At 55.6% G+C, this 20990-nt stretch carries 17 protein-coding genes and 1 pseudogene; 9 read left to right on the top strand and 9 right to left on the bottom strand.

Annotated features, from left to right (window positions below):
• Positions 1-120, top strand: a pseudogene (locus tag ACOSDM_RS19590) (ISAs1 family transposase); the annotation flags it as partial.
• A gap of 207 nt (positions 121-327) precedes the next feature.
• Here the strand turns inward: ACOSDM_RS19590 and ACOSDM_RS19585 are convergent.
• From ACOSDM_RS19585 to ACOSDM_RS19575, 3 genes are all read right to left on the bottom strand, one after another.
• On the bottom strand, positions 328-2022 hold the full coding sequence (locus tag ACOSDM_RS19585; RefSeq protein WP_420726234.1) for a glutamine--tRNA ligase/YqeY domain fusion protein: 1695 nt from the start codon (positions 2020-2022) through the stop codon (positions 328-330).
• Between the two features lie 2 nt (positions 2023-2024).
• A protein-coding gene (gene prfB / locus ACOSDM_RS19580) for a peptide chain release factor 2 (RefSeq protein ID WP_420726233.1) occupies positions 2025-3153 on the bottom strand; the annotation gives its coding sequence in 2 pieces (ribosomal slippage) (positions 2025-3083 and positions 3085-3153; 1128 coding nt in all).
• Positions 3154-3273: 120 nt separating this feature from the next.
• Complete coding sequence (locus tag ACOSDM_RS19575) at positions 3274-3612, bottom strand: NIPSNAP family protein (protein WP_420726232.1); 339 nt, start codon at positions 3610-3612, stop codon at positions 3274-3276.
• 72 nt (positions 3613-3684) lie between these two features.
• Between ACOSDM_RS19575 and ACOSDM_RS19570 the strand changes: the two genes are divergently transcribed.
• On the top strand, positions 3685-4371 hold the full coding sequence (locus ACOSDM_RS19570; RefSeq protein ID WP_420726231.1) for an ArsR/SmtB family transcription factor: 687 nt from the start codon (positions 3685-3687) through the stop codon (positions 4369-4371).
• 11 nt (positions 4372-4382) lie between these two features.
• Positions 4383-6017 carry a N,N-dimethylformamidase beta subunit family domain-containing protein gene (locus ACOSDM_RS19565; protein WP_420726230.1) on the top strand — a complete coding sequence of 545 codons (1635 nt, stop codon included), beginning with the start codon at positions 4383-4385 and terminating at the stop codon, positions 6015-6017.
• On the opposite strand, the gene ACOSDM_RS19560 is transcribed toward ACOSDM_RS19565, so the two are convergent.
• The 3 genes from ACOSDM_RS19560 to ACOSDM_RS19550 form a co-directional block, all read right to left on the bottom strand.
• Entirely contained in the window at positions 6014-7120 is a 1107-nt protein-coding gene (locus ACOSDM_RS19560; protein WP_420726229.1) for a TauD/TfdA family dioxygenase, read from the bottom strand. The genes ACOSDM_RS19565 and ACOSDM_RS19560 overlap by 4 nt on opposite strands.
• Positions 7121-7266: 146 nt before the next feature.
• On the bottom strand, positions 7267-7944 hold the full coding sequence (locus tag ACOSDM_RS19555; protein ID WP_420726228.1) for a ribonuclease T2 family protein: 678 nt from the start codon (positions 7942-7944) through the stop codon (positions 7267-7269).
• A 26-nt stretch (positions 7945-7970) separates the two neighbouring features.
• On the bottom strand, positions 7971-8864 hold the full coding sequence (locus ACOSDM_RS19550; protein ID WP_420726227.1) for a phytanoyl-CoA dioxygenase family protein: 894 nt from the start codon (positions 8862-8864) through the stop codon (positions 7971-7973).
• A 347-nt stretch (positions 8865-9211) separates the two neighbouring features.
• Between ACOSDM_RS19550 and ACOSDM_RS19545 the strand changes: the two genes are divergently transcribed.
• From ACOSDM_RS19545 to boxB, 6 genes are all read left to right on the top strand, one after another.
• Positions 9212-10516 (top strand): extracellular solute-binding protein, encoded by a 1305-nt coding sequence (locus tag ACOSDM_RS19545; RefSeq protein ID WP_420726226.1) that lies wholly within the window; start codon positions 9212-9214, stop codon positions 10514-10516.
• A gap of 96 nt (positions 10517-10612) precedes the next feature.
• The gene (locus ACOSDM_RS19540; RefSeq protein WP_420726225.1) at positions 10613-11491 is read left to right on the top strand and encodes an ABC transporter permease subunit; all 879 of its coding nucleotides are present in this window, start codon (positions 10613-10615) and stop codon (positions 11489-11491) included.
• Positions 11491-12330 (top strand): sn-glycerol-3-phosphate ABC transporter permease UgpE, encoded by an 840-nt coding sequence (ugpE, locus tag ACOSDM_RS19535; RefSeq protein WP_420726224.1) that lies wholly within the window; start codon positions 11491-11493, stop codon positions 12328-12330. Before ACOSDM_RS19540 ends, ugpE begins: the two co-directional genes overlap by 1 nt.
• 1 nt (position 12331) lies before the next feature.
• The gene (locus ACOSDM_RS19530; RefSeq protein WP_420726223.1) at positions 12332-13420 is read left to right on the top strand and encodes a sn-glycerol-3-phosphate import ATP-binding protein UgpC; all 1089 of its coding nucleotides are present in this window, start codon (positions 12332-12334) and stop codon (positions 13418-13420) included.
• 174 nt (positions 13421-13594) lie between these two features.
• On the top strand, positions 13595-15253 hold the full coding sequence (gene boxC / locus ACOSDM_RS19525; RefSeq protein ID WP_420726222.1) for a 2,3-epoxybenzoyl-CoA dihydrolase: 1659 nt from the start codon (positions 13595-13597) through the stop codon (positions 15251-15253).
• A gap of 74 nt (positions 15254-15327) precedes the next feature.
• On the top strand, positions 15328-16755 hold the full coding sequence (boxB, locus tag ACOSDM_RS19520; RefSeq protein ID WP_420726221.1) for a benzoyl-CoA 2,3-epoxidase subunit BoxB: 1428 nt from the start codon (positions 15328-15330) through the stop codon (positions 16753-16755).
• 725 nt (positions 16756-17480) lie between these two features.
• Here boxB and ACOSDM_RS19515 read toward each other — a convergent pair.
• From ACOSDM_RS19515 to ACOSDM_RS19505, 3 genes are read right to left on the bottom strand one after another with little or no spacing between them, the layout of a single operon-like run.
• The gene (locus ACOSDM_RS19515) at positions 17481-19475 is read right to left on the bottom strand and encodes an FAD-dependent oxidoreductase (RefSeq protein WP_420726220.1); all 1995 of its coding nucleotides are present in this window, start codon (positions 19473-19475) and stop codon (positions 17481-17483) included.
• Positions 19468-19920, bottom strand: a complete 453-nt coding sequence (locus tag ACOSDM_RS19510) for a MaoC family dehydratase (RefSeq protein WP_420726219.1) — start codon at positions 19918-19920, stop codon at positions 19468-19470. Before ACOSDM_RS19510 ends, ACOSDM_RS19515 begins: the two co-directional genes overlap by 8 nt.
• 5 nt (positions 19921-19925) lie before the next feature.
• Complete coding sequence (locus ACOSDM_RS19505; RefSeq protein WP_420726218.1) at positions 19926-20981, bottom strand: MBL fold metallo-hydrolase; 1056 nt, start codon at positions 20979-20981, stop codon at positions 19926-19928.
• Between the last annotated feature and the right edge of the window lie 9 nt (positions 20982-20990).

The following is a 20990-nucleotide window of genomic DNA, read 5'->3' as shown; positions in this document are numbered from 1 at the left end:
CGCAAGCTCGCCCTCAACATCATCAAAGCCAATGACGACAAAGGCTCCATCAAGGGCAAAATCAAACGCGCCGGATGGGATGATGCCTTCCTCACAAAGCTCTTCGCTCATATGCGATAGCCCTGCCTCAAGGGGGGAGGAGTTAAAGATGAGGCTCCCCCCCTCAAGGAGGGAGGAGTTAAAGATGAGGCTCCCCCCCCTCAAGGGGGAGGAGTTAAAGATGAGGCTCCCCCCTCAAGGTGGGAGGAGTAAAAGATGGAGATTCCCACCTCTCAAGGGGGGTAAAAGATGAGAGGGGTGACAATGGTACCCCCCGATAGTGCGACCCTACCCCGTCTTCTGGGCCTTGGCCCAGCTGTCGCGCAGGCCGGTGGTTTTGTTGAAGACGGGCTTGTCGGTGGTGCTGTCGGGGTCGACGCAGTAATAGCCCTGGCGTTCGAACTGGACGGTTTCGCCGACCGGGATTTCGGTCAGGCTGGGTTCCAGCTTGGCCGTTGCGATGGAAAGCGAGTCGGGGTTCAGGTCGTCCATCGGATCACCCTCTGCGCCTGGATCGGGGCGGGTATAGAGGTGGTCGTAGTTGCGGATTTCCGCGTCGACCGCGTGATCGGCGGAAACCCAATGCAACGTGCCCTTCACCTTGCGGCCGTCTGGTGCATCGCCGCCCTTGGTGGCGGGATCATAGGTGCACAGCAGTTCTATGACATTGCCATCGGCATCCTTGACCATATCGGTGCAGGTGATGAAATAGGCCCAGCGCAGGCGCACTTCGCGGCCGATGCTCAGGCGGAAGAATTTCTTGGGCGCATCTTCCATGAAATCGGCCTGCTCAATATACAGCGTGCGCGAGAAGGGGACCTGGCGGCTGCCGCCGTCTGGATCTTCCGGATTGTTGACCGCGTCCAGCCATTCGGTTTCGCCTTCTGGATAATTCGTCAGGGTGACCTTCAGTGGCTCCAAAACGGCCATGCGGCGTTGCGCGGATTTGTTCAACTCTTCCCGGATGCAGAATTCCAGCATCTGATATTCGATGACCTTGTCGGATTTGGTCATGCCGATCAGTTTACAGAAATTGCGCAGCGCCGCAGCGGGCACACCCCGGCGGCGCAGGCCGCGAATGGTCGGCATGCGGGGATCGCTCCATCCCGATACATGGTTTTCCTTCACCAATTGGATCAGCTTGCGCTTGGACAGCACCATATAGGTGACATTCAGGCGGGCAAATTCGGTCTGGCGCGGGCGCGATGGCACCGGCAGGTTTTCGATGAACCAATCATACAGCGGGCGGTGATCCTGGAATTCCAGGGTACACAGGGAATGGGTCACGCCTTCGATCGCATCGCCTTGACCATGGGCAAAATCATACATGGGATAGATACACCATGTGTCTCCCGTGCGCGGATGCTTGGCGTGCAGGATGCGATACAGGACCGGGTCGCGCAGATTGATGTTACCCGACGCCATGTCGATTTTCGCACGCAGACATTTCTCGCCATTCTGGAACACGCCGTCGCGCATTTTTGCGAACAGGTCGAGATTTTCTTCGACGCTGCGGTCCCGATGGGGGCTGGGTTTGCCCGGTGCCGTCAGCGTGCCCCGATACTCGCGGATCTCATCGGGACTCAGGTCATCAACATAGGCCTTGCCGTTGTTGATCAGGTGGACGGCATAGCCATAGAAGGTTTCAAAATAGTCGGAGGCAAAGCAGGGCTGTCCATCCCATTTGAATCCTAGCCAGCGCACATCCTCTTCAATCGCGTCGATATATTCCTGTTCTTCCTTGATCGGATTGGTGTCATCAAAGCGCAGGTTACAGCGACCGCCAAATTCCTGGGCAATGCCAAAATTCAGGCAGATCGATTTGGCGTGACCGATATGCAGATAGCCATTGGGTTCCGGGGGAAAGCGGGTGACGACCTGTTTGACGATGCCATTGGCAAGATCGCTGCGGACCTTGTCGCGAATAAAGTCATGGCGGTCGTCTTCTTCGCTTGTCGCTGTCTCAACCATATCGGTCATCATTATCAATCCAGGTCTTCGACGGATGTGGTGCCGCCTTCAAGTTTCGAGGCCAGGGACGCTTCCAGGAAGGCATCGATATCGCCATCCAGAACGCCGCCGGTATTGCTGGTTTCCACGCCGGTGCGCAGGTCTTTCACCATCTGATAGGGTTGCAGCACATAGGAGCGAATCTGCCGTCCCCAGCCGATTTCTGTTTCCGCCTGGAAATCGTCCTGAGCTGCGGCTTCTCGGCGTTTCAATTCTGCCTCATACAGGCGCGATGTCAGCATCTTCATGGCCTGGGCACGGTTCTTATGCTGTGACCGGTCATTCTGACACTGAACCACGATGCCGCTGGGGATGTGGGTGATACGCACGGCGGAATCGGTCCGGTTGACGTGCTGCCCCCCCGCGCCGGACGCGCGATAGGTATCAATGCGCAGGTCACCATCGTTGATTTCAACGTCAATGGAATCATCGATCTCGGGATAGACCTTCACGGATGAGAAACTTGTATGCCGTCTGGCATTGGAATCATAGGGGGAGATTCGCACCAGCCGATGCACGCCCGTTTCGGTCTTCAGCCATCCATAGGCGTTTTCGCCCTGAATGCGGATCGTGGTGGATTTGATTCCCGCCTCTTCGCCGGGGCTTTCTTCCAGCATCTCGGTCTTGAAGCCGCGCTTGTCGGCCCAGCGCAGATACATCCGTTGCAGCATTTCCGCCCAGTCCTGGGATTCTGTCCCGCCCGCACCGGCATGGACTTCCAGGAAGCAGTCATTGCCGTCGGCTTCACCCGACAGCATGCTTTGCAACTGCTGTTTGGCGGCGACATCGCGCAGGCCGCTCAGCGCATTTTCCGCTTCGGTGATCAGGCCTTCATCGCCTTCAGCCTCGGCCAGCTCGATCATCTCTACATTGTCATTCAGGCCGGATTCCAGATCCAGAAAGCCGGAAATCCGGGTTTCCAGAGAGGAACGCTCGCGCATCACCTTTTGCGCGGCGGTGGGGTCATCCCACAAGGTCGGGTCTTCGACGCGCGCGTTTAATTCTTCCAGGCGTTTTGTTGAAACATCCCAGTCAAAGATGCCTCCTCAGCAGTTCCAATGACTGCTTGAGTTCATCTACCACAGCCTGCGTTTCCGCGCGCATAACCCTATATCCTCTAAAGCTTAAAGCGAGCCACAGGACTTAGGCGAAACGGGCGGCAGTGGCAAGACTTGTAGCGAAGTCATGAACGGGAGTGGTGTATTCTATCAGTGCCGTATTGCCCTATCCTTTGTCATGAACCACCTTTGATCCGTGCGGGCTTGAAGCCAGTGTCAGGAAGGTGCGGTCTTCCCGAAGCAGAAACTTTTCTTTCTGAGCGAACGCGTAATTTTCTTTGCCCAATGGATCAGCATTCAGGCGTGCGCGATAGGCTTCATAGGCGGCCAGGTTTTCAATTGTGTATACCCCGTAAGCCAGCGTGCTGGACCCTTCATGCGGCGCGAAATAGCCAATCAGATCAGCGCCGCATCTTGGAATGGCTTGTCCCCAATTCTGGGCATATTGTACGAATTGTGCCCTCTTCGTCGGGTCGATGTGATAGCGGATGAAACAGGTAATCATGGTTGGGCTCCCTTTCTGTGAGCCCTGTTTTTGCATACTGACAGACGAGAATGCTTCGGTTAGGATCGAAGTATGAAAGATGGACCTGACTTCACCCAAATTGCCGCCCTGATTGGCGACCCGGCGCGGGCAAATATGCTGACCGCGTTGATGAGTGGTATGGCCCTGACTGCAACCGAATTGGCGCAAGAGGCCGGGATTACAGCCCAGACCGCCAGTGGTCATCTATCGAAACTGGAGGCGGGGGGCCTGTTGCGGCAACGCAAACAGGGGCGTCATCGCTATTTCTCGTTAGCAGACCATGATGTCGGCCTGGTGCTGGAAGGGCTGATGGGCCTTGCGGCTAAGAATGGTTTCTTGCGCACCCGGACCGGCCCGAAAGACCCGGAATTGCGTCAAGCCCGCGTATGCTATGACCATTTGGCAGGCGCATTGGGTGTGCAGATGTTGGATTATGCGACAGCACAGGGTTTCCTGATTGAGACGGAGGACGCGCTGGATATCACCCAAGCCGGAACGGATTTCTATCAATCCGTTGGAATAGATTTTCAGCCCTTGCAGAAGTCAAAGCGTCCCCTGTGCAAATCCTGTCTGGATTGGAGCATGCGGCGCACGCATTTGGCGGGCGGTTTGGGCAAAGCGGTCCTGGACCATGTGTTTGAAAAGGGATGGGCCTCCCGACCTGCTGGAAGCCGCATCGTGGCCTTTACCAAATCGGGTGAGGCTGCCTTCATAAACACATTCTGTCCGGGGGGATGATGGATCTGGACATGGATGCGGCATCGCGGCGCGCTGCCGTGTTGCAATCACGCTATCAGACAGCGGATTCGGCGGATGCATCGCCACAAGTCTGGATCTATTGCGATCAGACTAGTGCCGCCCCCGGCGATCATGTGCACCTGTTCGTGTCCACCAATCAGCCCCATTATGACGTGATTGCCCTGCGCGACGGAGTTTCGCCTACGGTCGTCTGGAAATCTGGCAAACAAGACGGTTTGTGGCAGGCAGCCCCTGAGGATTGTTCTGTCGAGGGCTGCGATTGGACCGAAACTGTGGTGGTGCCGGTGGCGGAGGATTGGCCGTCGGGTGCTTATCGATTGGTGGCACGGGGACTTTCTGACGATGGATCGGTTGCTGTCGAAAGCGAGGGGCTGTTGCTAGTGCGCCCAAGCACTGAAACTCAACGACGGGCAAAGGGGCAGGGGCGGTTGTTGTTGGTGGCTTCTACCTGCACATGGTGGGCCTATAATTCCTGGGGTGGTTCCAATCATTATGATGGACTCTGTGGACCGAACAGGGATCACTATGCCCCGGTGGTCAGCCTGAATCGTCCCTTTGATAAGGGGTTCGTGTCGCTGCCAGCGGATGCACCGCGTGTGCGATTGCCGGAACCGCCCGCCTATGGTGCGCCGCTGCGTTATCCTCATATGGAATGGGCCTATCAGACGGGCCACAGCCGAAAATATGCCTCTGCGGGCTGGGCCAGCTATGAAAGCCACTTCTGGCGCTGGGCGGAGAAGGAAGGCCTGGCCGTTGATCTGATTGCCCAGAGTGATTTGGTCGATCATCCAGAAATTCTGCCTCAGTATGGATGCTGTGCCTTTGTCGGTCATGATGAATACTGGACCTGGGACATGCGGGACGCGGTCGACGATTATGTTGAAAGGGGTGGCCGGATCGCTCGCTTTGCCGGGAACTTTCTTTGGCAATGCCGCCTGGACAGCGCCGCGCGCCAACAAACCTGCCACAAATATGAGGCGGTAGAGACCGATCCGATGGCCCGATCCACAACGCCGCATCTGACCACCACCGCCTGGGAGGCGTCCATCATTGGGCGTCCCGGGGCGCTGACCTTTGGACTGGAGGGCAGTTGGGGCATCTATGCGGGTTGGGGCAAATGCGGTGTGCGGGGTGTCCGGGGCTTTCCCCTCTATCGGCCGGACCATTGGGCGTTTGAAGGCACAGGCCTTGGCTATGGCGATCTGTTGGGGGAGCCCAGCGGTGCCTTTGGTTATGAAACCGATGGGCTGGATTACATCATTCGGCACGGCCTGCCAGAACCGGCAGAGGGCATATCGGTCCCGGAAAATTTGACCATTTTGGCGCTGGGCCTGGCTACGACGGGGGAGGTGCCTGGACCGGAAGAGCCGGACTATCCTGCCTTCATCGGGGATATGGAAACGAAATTTATTGCCCAACTGCGCTATGGCACCGACAGCGCGCAGGCCTGTGCGGATACCTTGCGCGGCAATGGCATGATCGTGGAGTTTTCGAAGGGAACGGGGAAAGTCTTCCATGCTGGCAGCTGCAATTGGGTGGCTGGTCTAACGGGGATTGATCCCGCCATTGAGCAAGTGACCAGAACGGTTCTGCGCCAGTATCTGGCGGCTAACATCCAGCGCTAACGCTGAAGCACCCGAATGCGGCTCATGACATCGGTCCAGTCCAGATAGCATCCGCGCAGATGGCGCGCGCCTGTATTGGGGTCAAAGGCGTTGCGCCCATGCAAGGTGCGCCGGTTGTTAAAGGCCACCATGTCACCGGACCTGCTTTTCATTTCTATGCGATAGTGCGCATCGCGGGTTAGCCGCATGAAGGCGCGATAGGCATGGTAGAAGGCGATGGTTTCTTCTGGCTCCAAATCCAGATAGTCGGCTAAATGGGCATTGTAATTGACCTCAACCGGCTGCCCATTGCGATCTTCCCGAATGATGGGGCGGCGATAGCGGATATCGAAACTGTCATCATGAAAACGGCAGGGTATCGAAATTTCTGTGAGCATCCGGTAAGCCTCTGGGTCTGCCTTACGCAAATCCTCCGCCATACGAATGCCGTCGGCAAAGAGGGACTCGCCGCCCTGCGCATCGTTTTGCAGGGTATGCAGGAATTGGAAGCCAGGGGGTGTTTCCTGGTTCGTCAAATCGGTATGCAGCGGCAGGGCGTCGGCGGTATAGGCTTGGTTATTGGGTTTAGGGATGGAGCGCACATCAAAGGTCAGACCGAAATTCGTCTCCCTTAAATGCGCCACGCGGCGACAAACCGATTCCATCGCGCCTGTTTCACAGGCCACTTCCTCGACGATGGTCAGGCCCCATTTCGTCAAATCCTCCAGCCAAGACAATAGGCCTTTATCGTCCTTTAAGATGGAGTCCGCAGAATGTCTGGGGATCTGATTTGCAAAGGACCCATCCCAACTTTCGGCGCGCACCGGGGTGTCTGTGCGGCTACCTGCCGGGGCGCTGATCCGGGTGACGAGATCGGCTTCGGTGAAGCGGCTTGTATGCCCATCTGACCATGTCAGGTTCAATTCATTGGCCTCCACCGTGCCGGCAACCAATTGGGGGTTCTCCGGCACTGAAAGCAGATCTAACACGCGCTCTCCCGTTGTGGGGTGAAAGCCACTGGGATCATTATCCCGCATCCAGATCAAGGCATGTTTGGTTTGCCGATTTCCGTCCCAATCGAGTGTCAGATAGCAATCATCATGCGATACACTGATAAGGCCCATAGCGCGCCACTTTCCAAGCGAGGAATGTTGATCTGTCGTTCTTAAGACGAATTGTGAATGCCCGCAATCCGGGGAATTTTCACTCATCCGTAACTTGTATGCACCGGATGTTCTAGATGTCATTGAAGTCAGGAACGTGTGGGTATTTAGTCGACGGCGTCCACCTCACCACCGGGACAACCGGGATCGCGTGAGGTGGCGCTTTGAAGGGCTGCTTTGAAATCACGATCCTTCAGCGGACCTTTTAGATTGAACCGCAATTCTACGATCAAGTCTCGGGGGCCGACTGACTTGCAGATGATTTGTACTTTCTCCCCCACACCCTCGCCAAAGGCGTTATCAATGGCCGCGCGGATTGCGTCGCCAGATAAAGTCGAACCGATCGCGTCTTGAAACAAGGCCTGCAGCGGAGAGTTATTGAGGGCAGCTAACAGCCTTAGGGATTCCTGAAAGTAGGCTTCCGGCGTCGGCATCTCTGAGCAGGTGCCATGCTTGATCCATTCATGCCTGTGCAGCCCGGATTGCGTACCCGGCATTGATTGATCCAAATGCTGCCGTGTTTCTGCACTTAACGGGAGAACGGGCAGGGCCTGCCATTGCGTGCGCCGATCCAGTTCCTGATCATGGGGAGGGACCCCGCAATAGAAGTTCCCTCGTGGTTCCGGCCACAGGCCATGCAGGGTGAAATGGGTCGCATCAAATCTATCGGCGGTTTGACTTTGGCATTCAGGCACGGCGGGCCGCATTTCGCAAAAGCCGGGTTGCCAACTGATGGCCAGGACATAGTCAATGGCTTGCGCCGCCGAAGGGACGGCAGGGGTCATGAAACCCCCAAGCGCAAGAAGGGCTGCTAGGCTTTGTCGTTTAAATACCATTCGCTGTCTTCATAAACGCCGCCGAGAGGTCGATTGAGCCCATCCTTGCAAGGTTGTGGCACGGCGCCAAGGGGAATCGACACGCCATCCCGAAACGCCCATTCCCCGCGATTTGGGGACGCGCTGGCGCGGACATAACTGGAAATCGCGAAGGCTCGATCACGGTCTGACATGTTTGGCATCGATCCATGGACGGTCAGCAGGCTCCAGATTACGGCGTCGCCGGGTTCCAATTCGACATACAGCATGTCGTTGGGATCCAAACCCTTGCGGATTAATTCTTCATCGGTCGACAGGCCATTCATTATGGTGCCGTCGCCATCATCGGCTAGGCCCAGATACCCAAGCTTGTGGCTGTCTGGAAACACGCGCAAACAGCCGTTTTCTTTCCGGCAAGGGTCGATCGCAATGCCGACATTAACGCTGTTTTCGACGATATCCTGATATTGTTCCGGATTTGGGCGGAACCGATAGTCCTGGTGAAAGCGATAGCCTGTCTTGCTGGCGCCTGGTGGTTTCCAGTGCAGTTGTTCCACCAGTTGTTTCACATCACAGCCGATAATGGGTTCCAGCAGGGCGCGCATGCGCTCACTGCGGCGGTGCTGTGCAAACCAGTCATTCACCCAGGAAAACCAATAAGCATGCTGGACATAGCGTTTTCCGAAATGCTTTTCCGGCAGAATGTCAAAAGCGAGGTTGCCATTATAATAGGTCATATGATGCGTCAGACCCTCGGCATAAACTGAAGCCGCTTCTCGTTGCATATCCATAAGGTCATCGCCGCTGACAAACCCTTTAATGATGGCATAACCGTGTTCACGATAAAATTTGGCGGCGGATTGCATTTCTTCTGCGGGCAATGTCGACATTTTATCTGTTCACCCAAGTGTTGGATCGGAGTGGCTTAAAACTTGGATGATTGTCCCATAATTATCCAGGGTAAGGTATCGCAAAATCACCAATTTCAGAAATTCTTGCGACATGGTTCCCATGTGGCGCACGGATTTACTAACCCCGAAGTCCGGTGCGCTTGAACGTGCCGTACCATATTTCTGCAATACAGGATTAACGTGGCCGTCACGATCGCTACATGGAAGTGTCTTCTAACCCCTTTAAAGGGTCTCTGTTCCATACGGAATGAATTGGGGGGCGTTCGAAATCCGTCCGCTCTGAAAATGAAGTTCCTACCAGCGACCTTTTTGAGGAGAGACAGCGGATGCGACGCAGTAGTTTGTTTGCCGCAGCAGTGGCAGCGGTTATGGGCCTGTCGGGCAACGCCCAGGCAGAGACGACGGAAATCACCTTCTGGCACGCCATGGGCGGGCGCCTTGGTGAAGTGGTTGATCAAATCACAGCAGAATTCAACGCCAGCCAGAGCGACGTGAAGCTGACCTCCATCTATAAGGGCGGCTACGAAGACACGATGACAGCAGGCATTGCTGCGTTCCGCGCGGGTCAACAGCCAGACATTATTCAGGTGTTTGACGCTGGGGCGGCGACCATCATCAATGCGCCGGGCGCTGTTTATCCGGTGGCCGATCTGTTGAAAGAACATGGCGTCGGCTTTGATGTGAACAAGTATATCTCGGGTGTTCGTTACTTCTATGCTGATAGCGATGGCAAGATGATCGGGATGCCGTTCAACTCTTCCACGCCGTTGCTGTATGCCAACAAGGAAGCGCTGGCGAAAGCGGGCGTGTCGGCACCGACAACCTGGGAAGAGTTTGAAGCCATCGCCCCGAAACTGGTGGAAGCGGGATATGTCCCGATGGCTCAGAGCCATAGCCCTTGGATTTTTGCCGAGAATTTTCATTCCCGTCACAACATCCAAATGGCAACCGCCAATAACGGTTTCGATTCAACCGATGTGAAGATCCTTTACAACAACAAGGATCTGAAAATGCATTGGGCGAAGATGAAAGAATGGCTGGATAAGGGCTGGTATGGTTACTACGGCCGTGGCTGGGGTGAAAACCAGGATGCCTTCGTCCAGGGCAAGGTTGCGATGTGGCTGGGGTCGTCAGGCTCCTTCGGTGGCCTGCGCAAGTCTGCGACTTTTGATTTCAGCACCAACTATCTGCCTTATTGGAAGGGCCTGATTGAAGAGCCCAAGAGCACCTTCATCGGTGGGGCTGCTTTGTTCGTCATGTCCGGTCACAGCGACAAGGAATACGAAGCGACCGCGAAGTTCTTTGAGTATCTGACCAAGCCGGAAACCCAATTCTTCTGGCATAAGGAAACCGGCTATGTGCCGATCACCAATGATGCTTATGAATTGGCGAAAACCTCTGGCTATTACAAGGAAGCACCGGATGCTGAAATCGGCATTCTGCAGTTGAGCCAGCCCGGTGGCGAATGGACCAAGGGCTATCGCCTTGGCTACTACGTCCAAATTCGCGAAGTGATGTACAAGAATTTTGAGCAAATCCTGAACGGCCAGGAAACGGTCGATCAAGGTTTCGATGCCATTGAAAAGGACAGCAACGAGCTGCTGGTCCGTTTCAAAGATACCTATAACTAATCGGTATGATTTGGTCCGTGGCGGGCGATGCGCAGTTTTGCGTGTCGCCCGTTATGGGTCATTCCTCCCCGGTCGATACAATTAGAGAGTCGCGACATGAAGCGCGTCCAATTTGAGAAATCCTCGTTGCCTTATCTGTTGCTGCTACCGCAGATCGGCATCATTTGCGTCTTTTTTCTGTGGCCCGCAGCACAGGCTGTTTATCAATCCTTTTTGTTAGAAGATGCGTTCGGATTATCCAGCCGGTTTGTTTGGTTTCGGAATTATGAAGATATGGTTTTCGATGCGGATTGGGTTCATTCCGCTGGGTTTACCATGCTGTTTTCCATTATTGTATCGTTGGGCTCCCTGGCCATAGCGCTGTTGCTGGCGACCCGCGCGAATGAGGTTATTCGGGGTGCAAGCACCTATAAGACACTCCTGATCTGGGTCTATGCTGTTGCTGCGCCGGTTGCCGGTTTGATTGGCAATCTGTTGTTCAATCCACTGGTCGGAGACTTGTACAAGTTTCTGAATGCCACGGGATGGGATTTCGATAAGGCGACTGACGGTTTTGACGCTGGTTTCATGGTCATACTGATCGCCATCTGGAAGCAGGTGTCTGTTGATTTCATCTTCTTCCTGGCTGGTTTGCAGAGCATCCCGAAAGGCGTCCAAGAGGCGGCAATGTTGGATTGTCGCAGCGCGGAGAAGCGCTTCTGGACGATCACTTTTCCGCTGTTGGCGCCAACCACTTTCTTCCTGCTGGTGATCAACATCACCTATGCCTTCTTTGAAACCTTCGGAATCATTGATGTCACCACAAAGGGTGGTCCTGGCGGGGCCACGAACACGCTGGTTTATAAAGTGTATACGGATGGGTTCCTGGGGGCGGATCTGGGGGGCAGTTCCGCACAATCAGTCATCTTGCTGTTGATGGTGCTGGTGCTGACGCTATTCCAATTCCGCTATATTGAAAGACGGGTGCATTACTGATGCGCACGATCCTCAACCACGTCATTCTCATTCTGGGCTGTTTGTTTCTGATCCTGCCGCTGTGGGTCGCCTTTGCCAGTTCGACCCATACGCCAGAAACATTGTTGCGTCATGGGCTACAGGTCTGGTTCGGGGATCAGTTCTGGGCCACCTATAAGACAGTTCTGTTTGAAACAGGCGGCGTGACAAAGACGTCGAATGCGGCGCGCATGTTGATGAACAGTCTGGTGCTGGGGCTTGGTTTTGCGGTGGGTAAGATCGTGATCTCCATGCTGGCGGCCTATGCCATCGTCTATTTCCGGTTCCGTCTGGCGCAGCCGATGTTCTGGCTGATTTTCCTGACCCTGTTGCTGCCTCTGGAGGTGCGCATCGTGCCGTCCTATGCGGTGGTGGCGCATCTTGGTCTGTTGAATACCTATACCGGGTTGATCCTGCCTCTGATCGCATCGGCGACGGGGACATTCTTCTTTCGCCAGTTTTACAAATCAGTGCCGGATGAATTGCTGGAGGCAGCACGCTTGGATGGGGCGGGACCAATTCGGTTCTTCATTGATATCCTGCTGCCGCTGTCCAAAACGATGATCGCGGCCATCTTTATCATCATGTTCGTTGTGGGATGGAATCAATATCTCTGGCCCTTGCTGATGACCACGGATGATCAACTCTACACCATCGTCATTGGCATCAAACAGGCGTTTCAGATGCTCTATGAGGGGGGAGAGATACCCCAGGTGCAGGAAGCCTTCGCCCTGGCCATTCTGGCTGTTATTCCGCCCGTCTTGGTTGTCCTGATCTTCCAACGCTGGTTCATCCGTGGCCTTCTGGAAAGTGAGAAATAGCATGGCAACTGTATCCATCCGAAATGTTGAAAAACGGTATGATAATGGGGCCCACGCCGTGCGGGGCGTGTCCATTGATGTTCAGGATGGGGAACTTTTGGTTCTGTTGGGTCCGTCGGGCTGTGGTAAGTCCACCCTGTTGCGCATGGTCGCCGGGCTTGAGACCATAACCGAGGGTGCAGTCCAGATCGACGGCACGCGGATTAATGATATCTCCCCTTCTGAGCGAGATATCGCGATGGTTTTTCAGAACTACGCGCTGTATCCGCATATGAGTGTTTATAACAATCTGGCCTATGGATTGCGGAACAGGGGTGTACCGAAGGCGGATATTGAGCGCCGGGTTCAGGCAGCCGCAAAGATACTTGAGATCGGTGACTATCTGGATCGTCGCCCGAACCAATTGTCGGGTGGACAGCGCCAGCGTGTTGCGATGGGCCGGGCGATTGTGCGCGAACCCAAGGCGTTCCTTTTCGATGAGCCCCTGTCCAATCTGGATGCCAAGCTGCGGGTTCATATGCGTGTTGAAATTAAACGCCTGCAGCGTCGACTGGGCGTGACCAGCCTGTATGTTACCCATGATCAGGTGGAGGCCATGACCCTGGCTGACCGGTTGATCGTTCTCAATAAGGGACAAGCCGAACAGATTGGCACGCCGATGGAGCTTTATTCCGATCCGGCCACGTTATTCGTTGCTGGATTCATCGGAACACCAGCGATGAACCTGCTGCCGGGCCGTCTGGAGAATAATGGTATTTCCTTCAAGGACGGGGGGCATTTGGCCTTGCCTCAAGGGTTGCTCGACAAGGCAGATATGCCTGAGGTCACATTGGGTTTGCGACCGGAACATTTGCGTTTGGCGCACGGGGAGGGCGGTGCTCCTGATGCGTTGAGCCTGTCAGTGAAGATCGATCTGATCGAACATCTGGGGGCGGATACGTTGATCCATACCCGACCGGAAGAGGGGGGACCAACCTTTACCCTTCGTTATCCGGGTGAGTCACAGTTACCGGACGGAGATTGCCTGACGCTGACGGCTGATGCTGACAAATTGCGTCTGTTTGACACAGTATCCGGTGCCCGTCTTTAGCCTCATTCCTATGTTTAAACACCCTTGAAACTCGACTGGTCATGGTTGGGGAGGGTCTGTCTTTTTCAAAAACAAGCACTATAGTTCCTTGTCATCTTCTGAAAATGCATTATAGTGCAGTTTAGCCAATCAAAAAGAGCCGGGCCACTGAGGGTTCGGTAGGAAGGGATTCAAATGCCTTACGAAAATCTGGTTATCTACGACCGCGATCCGGAAAGCTATAAACACTGGTCGCTGGATGTCGATGGTGATATCGCGACCCTGACCCTGACAGTGGATGAGGATGGCGGCATTCGCCCCGGCTATACGCTGAAGCTGAACTCCTATGACCTGGGTGTGGACATGGAATTGCATGACGCTTTACAGCGCGTGCGGTTTGAACATCCAACCGTTAAAACGGTTGTTGTGACGTCCGGCCTGGATCGCATGTTCTGTGCGGGCGCGAATATCTACATGCTGGGCCAGTCCACCCATGGCTGGAAAGTGAATTTCTGTAAGTTCACCAATGAGACCCGTAACTCCATTGAAGACAGCTCGAAACATTCTGGCCTGAAATTCGTTGCGGCCTGTAATGGCGTGACGGCAGGGGGCGGCTATGAAATGGCGCTGGCCTGTGATGAAATTTTCCTGATTGATGATCGTTCCAGCGCAGTCAGCCTGCCAGAGGTGCCCCTGTTGGGCGTATTGCCTGGTACAGGTGGCCTGACCCGTCTGACCGAAAAGCGTAAAATGCGCCGCGATCTGGCAGATGTTTTCTGCACGTCTACTGAAGGCGTTCGCGGTCAACGCGCCAAGGAATGGAACCTGGTCGATCATATCGCGCCCAAGCAAAGCTTTATGGAAAAGGTGAATGCCCGCGCCGCTGAACTGGCGAAGGACAGCAAACGACCCAGCAAGGCCGAAGGCATTAAGATGACCCCGGTCGCCCGTGAAATTCGGGATGACGGTTACAGCTATCCCAATGTCGATGTGACGCTGGACGCAGAAGGGCGCACCGTATCCTTGACGGTCAAGGCGCCGGCTGAAGACGTACCGTCGGATATCGATACAATCCTGAAGCAGGGTATGGACTGGTGGCCCTTGGCGATGGCGCGTGAATTGGATGATGCCATCCTGATGCTGCGTACCAATCACGAAGAAGTTGGCCTGTGGCTGCTGAAGACTCAGGGCGACGCTGACAAGGTTCTGGCGGCGGATAAGGCTGTGTTGGACAATGCGGATAACTGGTTCGTAACCGAAGTGCTGGGCATGATGCGCCGGACTTTCGGCCGGTTGGATGTCACATCCCGCAGCATGTTCGCAGTAATCGAAGAAGGAAGCTGCTTTGCAGGCTCCCTTTTGGAACTGGCCCTGTGTGCCGACCGGTCTTACATGCTGGCCTTGCCGGATCAGCCCGATGACGAACCCAAGCTGATCCTGGGGGAGATGAATTTTGGTATCCTGGAAGAGGTCAATGGCCTCAGCCGTCTGCAGACCCGCTTCATGGCGGAGCCTGATATTCACGACCGCTTGAAGAAAGAAATCGGGAAACCGTTCGATGCGGCCGCAGCGGAAGAGGCGGGTCTGGTGACCTTTGCCCCGGATGATCTGGATTGGGATGACGAGTTGCGCATTGCCATTGAGGAACGCGCCGCGCTGTCGCCCGATGCCTTGACCGGGATGGAAGCCAATCTGCGCTTTGGTGGTCAGGAAAATATGGCGACCAAGGTCTTCGGGCGTCTGTCTGCCTGGCAGAACTGGATCTTCATTCGACCCAATGCAGTGGGGGAAAAGGGTGCATTGAAACAGTTCGGCAGTGGCACAAAGGCGGATTTCGACTGGAAACGTGTCTGATCTGAACTAACGACCACAGGGGCTCGGTTGGGGAAGGCCGAAGTACCTAAATTCTAATCTGAGAGGAAAGAAAAATGGCTTCGATCGACTATCAAGAACGCATCCCCAATAACGTGGAATTGAGCACGGATCGCCGTTTGCAGCGTGCGCTGGAACATTGGCAGCCCCGTTTCCTGAACTGGTGGACGGAGATGGGCCCGGAAGGCTTCATGGCATCCGATGTCTATCTGCGCACCGCCACATCGGTGGATGCCAAAGGCTGGGCCCATTTCGGCCATGTGAAGATGCCGGAATATCGCTGGGGTATCTTCCTGGCGGACCGTGAAGAAAACCGCACCATCGGCTTTGGCGATGAATTCGGTAAGCCCGTCTGGCAGGATGTCCCTGGCGAACATCGCGCTGTGCTGCGCAACCTGATTGTAACCCAGGGCGATACGGAGCCGGCATCTGTTGAGCAGCAACGCCTGTTGGGCCAGACCTGCCCGTCGCTGTATGACCTGCGCAACCTGTTTCAGGTCAATGTGGAGGAAGGCCGCCACCTTTGGGCGATGGTCTATCTGCTGCATGCCCATTTTGGTCGTGACGGTCGCGAGCAGGCGGAAGAATTGCTGATGCGCCATTCCGGTGACATCGACAATCCCCGCATTCTCAGCACCTTCAACGAGCCCATCGATGACTGGTTGAGCTTCTTTATGTTCACCTATTTCACCGATCGCGATGGTAAGTTTCAGCTGAAATGCCTGGCCGAAAGCGCCTTTGATCCGCTGTCACGGACCTGTCAGTTCATGCTGACGGAAGAGGCCCACCATATGTTCGTGGGGGAAACCGGGATCGGTCGCATCATCAAGCGGGCCTTGGAAGTGATGCAGGAAACCGGCACTGATGATCCAGAAACCATCCGCAAGGCAGGTGCCTTTGATCTGCACCTGATCCAGCGCTATGTGAATTTCTGGTTCTCGTCTTGCCTGGATCTGTTCGGGTCTGAAAAATCTTCCAACGCGGCCAGCTATTTCGCGTCGGGTGTGAAGGGCCGCCCGGATGAAGCACGCTATGAAGATCATATTGTTGCTGACTCCATCTTCGAGCTTGAAATTCCGGATGCGAATGGCAAGCCAACCATCGAAGACGTGCCAATGCGCAATGCGATGAACGAAGTTGTCCGTCAGGCCTATATCAAGGATTGCATGGTGGGATTGACCCGCTGGAATCGTTTGATCAAGAAGGCAGGGTTCGACTTTGAAATCACACTGCCCAGCGAACGCTTCCGTCGGTCCATCGGTCCTTGGGCAAACATGACCATGGAACCAACCGGTAAGCTGATCTCGGCTGAAGAATATGAACGCCGCAAAGGTGAATTCCTGCCAACTGAAGCGGATCGTGCTTTCGTGAAAAGCCAGATGAAGGCCGTCATGGAACCCGGTAAAGTCGCCGGCTGGATCGCCCCGCCAGATCGTGGCATCAACAGCCAGCCGGTGGATTACGAATACGTCCACGTTCACTAAGAACCGGATGCATTGAAAGATTAGGGCGCGGAGATTTCGGTCTCCGCGCCTTTTTTGTATTGGCGATGGATACCCCTGGCAGAGGCATTAGCGTACCAATTGCACCGGCTGCCCTGGATCCCGGATCAGGTCCGGGATGACGGCTGTGGGGAACGCAGAGGACGCGGAGAAACGCAGAGGTCGCAAAGGCAATCATAGATTCGTCTCTCCCGCGCAGGCGGGAGTCCAGGGCCACAGGCACCAATTGCGCCTGCCGCCCTGGATCTCGGATCGATAAATACACCCTCACCCTGAGGAGCGCAGCGTCTCGAAGGGTGATTATTCTGTAAGCACCGTACTTACAGCCCCTCCTTCGAGACGCGGCGATGCCGCTCCTCAGGATGAGAATGGTTCGGTTTGTGGGATTGTTGGTTCCATGCCGCTATCAAGCACCATTCGCACGCGCTGCCCTGGCTCCCGGATCAGGTCCGGGATGACAATATTTCAAGATAAATACACACTCACCCTGAGGAGCGCAGCGTCTCGAAGGGTGATTATTCTGTAAGCACCGCCCTTACAGCCCCTCCTTCGAGACGCGGTGATGCCGCTCCTCAGGATGAGAATGGTTCGATATTTGGGATTGTTAGTTCCATGCTGATATAGAGGGCCATAGGCACAAATGGGACGTGCCGCCCTCGGACTTGGATTACGCTTGGGCGTGACGGTTCACGCAAGTCTGATCAGCGTCACAGGCTGGCCGCGACCGCGATGCCTTCGGCGATGGCGCGTTTGGCGTCGACTTCGGTGGCCAGTTTTGCGCCGCCGATCAGATGGGTGGGAATTCCAGCAGCTTGCAATGGCTCCAGCAGGGCGGTTTGGGAGGTCTGCCCGGCGCAGAGGACAATGGTATCGCAGGGAAGGGTTCTCTGCTCTGTGCCTGCCAGAATGGTCAACCCGTGATCGTCGATGCGCTGATAGACGACATCGGGGATCATCTCGACCTTGGCCTTCAGCAGGCTCAGGCGATGGACCCAGCCGGTTGTCTTGCCGGGGCCGATCCCCATTTTTCCGGATCGGCGCTGTAGCAGCGTCACCTCTCGGGCGGGCGGGGGATTGTCTGCGGGTTGATCGACGCCCCAGTGCCGCCGGAAGGCATCGGGATTCAGGTGCGAGTCGCTGTCGCCTTCGGTCAGATAGACACTGACATCAATGCCGATTCCCCCAGCGCCAATCACGGCAACACGGTCACCTGCCTGACGTTTTCCCGACAATAAGTCGGCATAGGTTATGACGCTTGGATGCGTGATGCCGTCAATATCTGGGATGCGCGGCGCAACGCCACTGGCAAGAATGACCTCGTCAAACGCAGTTAAGTCTTCAAGCGTTGCGGGGGTGGACAGTTTTAGGGTGATCCCCAGTTCCGCGATGCGCGTTGTATAGTAACGCAGGGTCTCTTCAAACTCCTGCTTTCCTGGAATGGCACTGGCCAGTCGGAATTGCCCGCCGATCTGATCTGCTGCTTCAAACACGGTCACATGATGGCCCCGCTCTGCCAGCACCTCTGCACAGGATAGTCCCGCCGGACCGGCGCCGACGACTGCGACCGTTTTAGCTGCAGTCGCAGGAGTCCAGGTCAACAGCGTTTCATGGCAGGCGCGGGGATTGACCAGACAGCTTGAAATCTCCCCTACAAAGTAATGATCCAGGCAGGCCTGGTTGCAGGCAATGCAGGTGTTGATTTGCTGTGGCTTTCCGGCCTGTGCCTTTTCAACAAAGGCGGCGTCCGCCAGGAAGGGGCGGGCCATGCTGACCATATCCGCCCGGCCGCTGCTGAGGATTTCTTCGGCCGTTTCGGGCATGTTGATGCGATTGACTGCCGCGATGGGGATATGTGACAAGGCATCTTTGACCCGCGCGGTGGCCCAGGCAAACCCGGCGCGGGGAACCGCCTGGGCGATGGTCGGGGTGCGTGCTTCATGCCAGCCGATGCCGGAATTGATGACATCGGCCCCTGCGGCTTCAACCCGCTGTGCCATGTCGCGCACTTCTGATAGGGGACTGCCGCCTTCGACAATATCCAGCACCGATAGACGGTACATCAGGATAAAATCAGGTCCGGTTGCGGCGCGCACGGCCTGAATAATGCGCAAGGGGAAGCGGATGCGGTTTTCAAAACTGCCGCCCCATTGATCGGTGCGATGATTGGTGCAGGGCGCAGTGAATTCGTTGATCAGATAGCCTTCGCTGCCCATCACTTCGACGCCATCATAGCCCGCCTCTTTGGCATAGACGGCGGCCTGCGCGAAATCCACTATGGTTTGCTCAATCTCCGCCTCCGTCATCTCCCGGGGCACAGTTTTGTTGATCGGCGCGCGTATGGGGGAGGGGGCAACGATATCGCCATGATAGCCATAGCGTCCCGCATGCAGAATCTGCAACAGGATGCGCCCGCCGTGATCGTGCGCGGCCTGGGGGATCGGTTTATGGGCCTGGGCGATTTCTGGTGTGTTGAAACTGGCAGATTTCCGGTCCAACTGACCCGCAGCATTTACAGAAAAACCACCGGTTATGATCAGGGCACAGCCATGTTTGGCGCGTTCCCCGTAAAACGCCGACATACGGTCAATGCCGCCGTCGCGCTCTTCCAGCCCGGTATGCATGGACCCCATGATCAACCGGTTGGGTAGCGTTTGCGTGCCAATTTGAATGGGGGTAAAAATATGAGGATAGGCTTCAGCCATTGCGGGTCTTGATCATCGTCATTGAGGTGAAGGTCAGCACCGTGTCGCCGTCCTGATTACGGACTTCGACATTGAAATGCACAATGCCACGGTCGGGCTTTGTCTTTGATTTCCGCGCTTCTGCGACGGTGAAGCTGGGGGTCAAAGTGTCGCCGGGGCGCACAGGTTTGACCCAGCGGATTTCATCCATGCCGGGGCCGCCCAGGGAGACATCCTTGAAAAAGCCCATCTTGATAAAGGATGAAAAACTGGCGGCCAGCGTCTGGAAGCCGCTGGCGATCAAGCCGCCAAAGGACCCTTCATTTACGGCATAGTCTTTGTCGATATGAATCGCCTGAGGGTCATAGACCTTGGCAAAATCAATAATGAAATCTTCCGTAAATTCGACGGCGGGGGCAACAATGACTTCCCCGACCGTATAGTCTTCAATGTAACGCCCGGTCATGTGATCTATACCTTCAGTTTATAAAGAACGCGCCCATCGCTGACGGTCGTATCAACCTGGCCTTGGGCGACCAGATAGGCCAGATGGGCAATGCTTTCCCCCAATGCGAACATGACATGTTCGTCCCCGATCGCGCGCGGAAAAATTGCTGGAACCAGGGTCCAGGCATCCTGAGCCCCGCCATCCTTAAGCGCGTTCTTGATATCCTGCAGCCGGTCGCGATGATGATCCTGAAGATCTGCAACGCGCGTGTGTAGGCCATAGAAGGGCAGTTTATGGGAGGGCAGGACCAGCGTATCGGTGGGCAGTGTTTCTGCGATACACTCCAGGCTACCCAGGAAATCACTTAAGGGTTCGCTGCCGTCCTTGAACCAATGAACAGAGATATTTGGGGTGATTTTGGGCAGAACCTGATCACCGGGGATAAAGACACGCAAATCCGGGCAATACAGGCCGGCCAGCTCATCGCTGTGCCCTTCCAGCATCATGACCTGCCAGGCATGGGCCCCGATCATCAAGGTGTCCTTATCGCGCAGGCGCGTGAAGGCCTGGGGCGGATCAAAGATGCAGGTTCGATACGCATTGCCAATGGCATTCAGGGGACCGCACATATCCGCCGGGACCCCATTGCGCTGATAGAAATCAGTCTGGCCCGTGACAAAGGCTTCATCACCCATTTTTTCCAGCAGGGTGCCGACCAGCCATTCCTTTTCAGACATCAGGCAGGGGATTGAATAGGTGCGCGTCAGCCATCCTGCCAGACCAAAATGATCGGGGTGATGATGGGTGCAGATCAGGCGACCGGGCTTCCTGCCCTTGGCTGGGCCGTCAAAGACCGACTGCCAGACATCGCATGTTTCTGATGTGCCAAATCCCGTATCGACAATGACCCATTCGTCGCCATCTTCAATCAGCCACAGATTGATGTGGTCCAGGGAAATTGGCAGCGCCATGCGCAACCAATGCACCCCCGGCGCGACCTCTGTCATCTCCCCGGCGGGTGGGGCCTCTGTCCAGGGGTGATGAATCGGATCGGGCTTCAGAGCAGGAAATGCGGGCATTAGAATACC

Origin of the sequence: Hwanghaeella sp. LZ110 (assembly GCF_048892525.1) — a bacterium.
Taxonomy (GTDB): Bacteria; Pseudomonadota; Alphaproteobacteria; order UBA8366; family Aestuariispiraceae; genus Pacificispira.
This window is presented reverse-complemented; position numbering and strand designations above follow the sequence as displayed.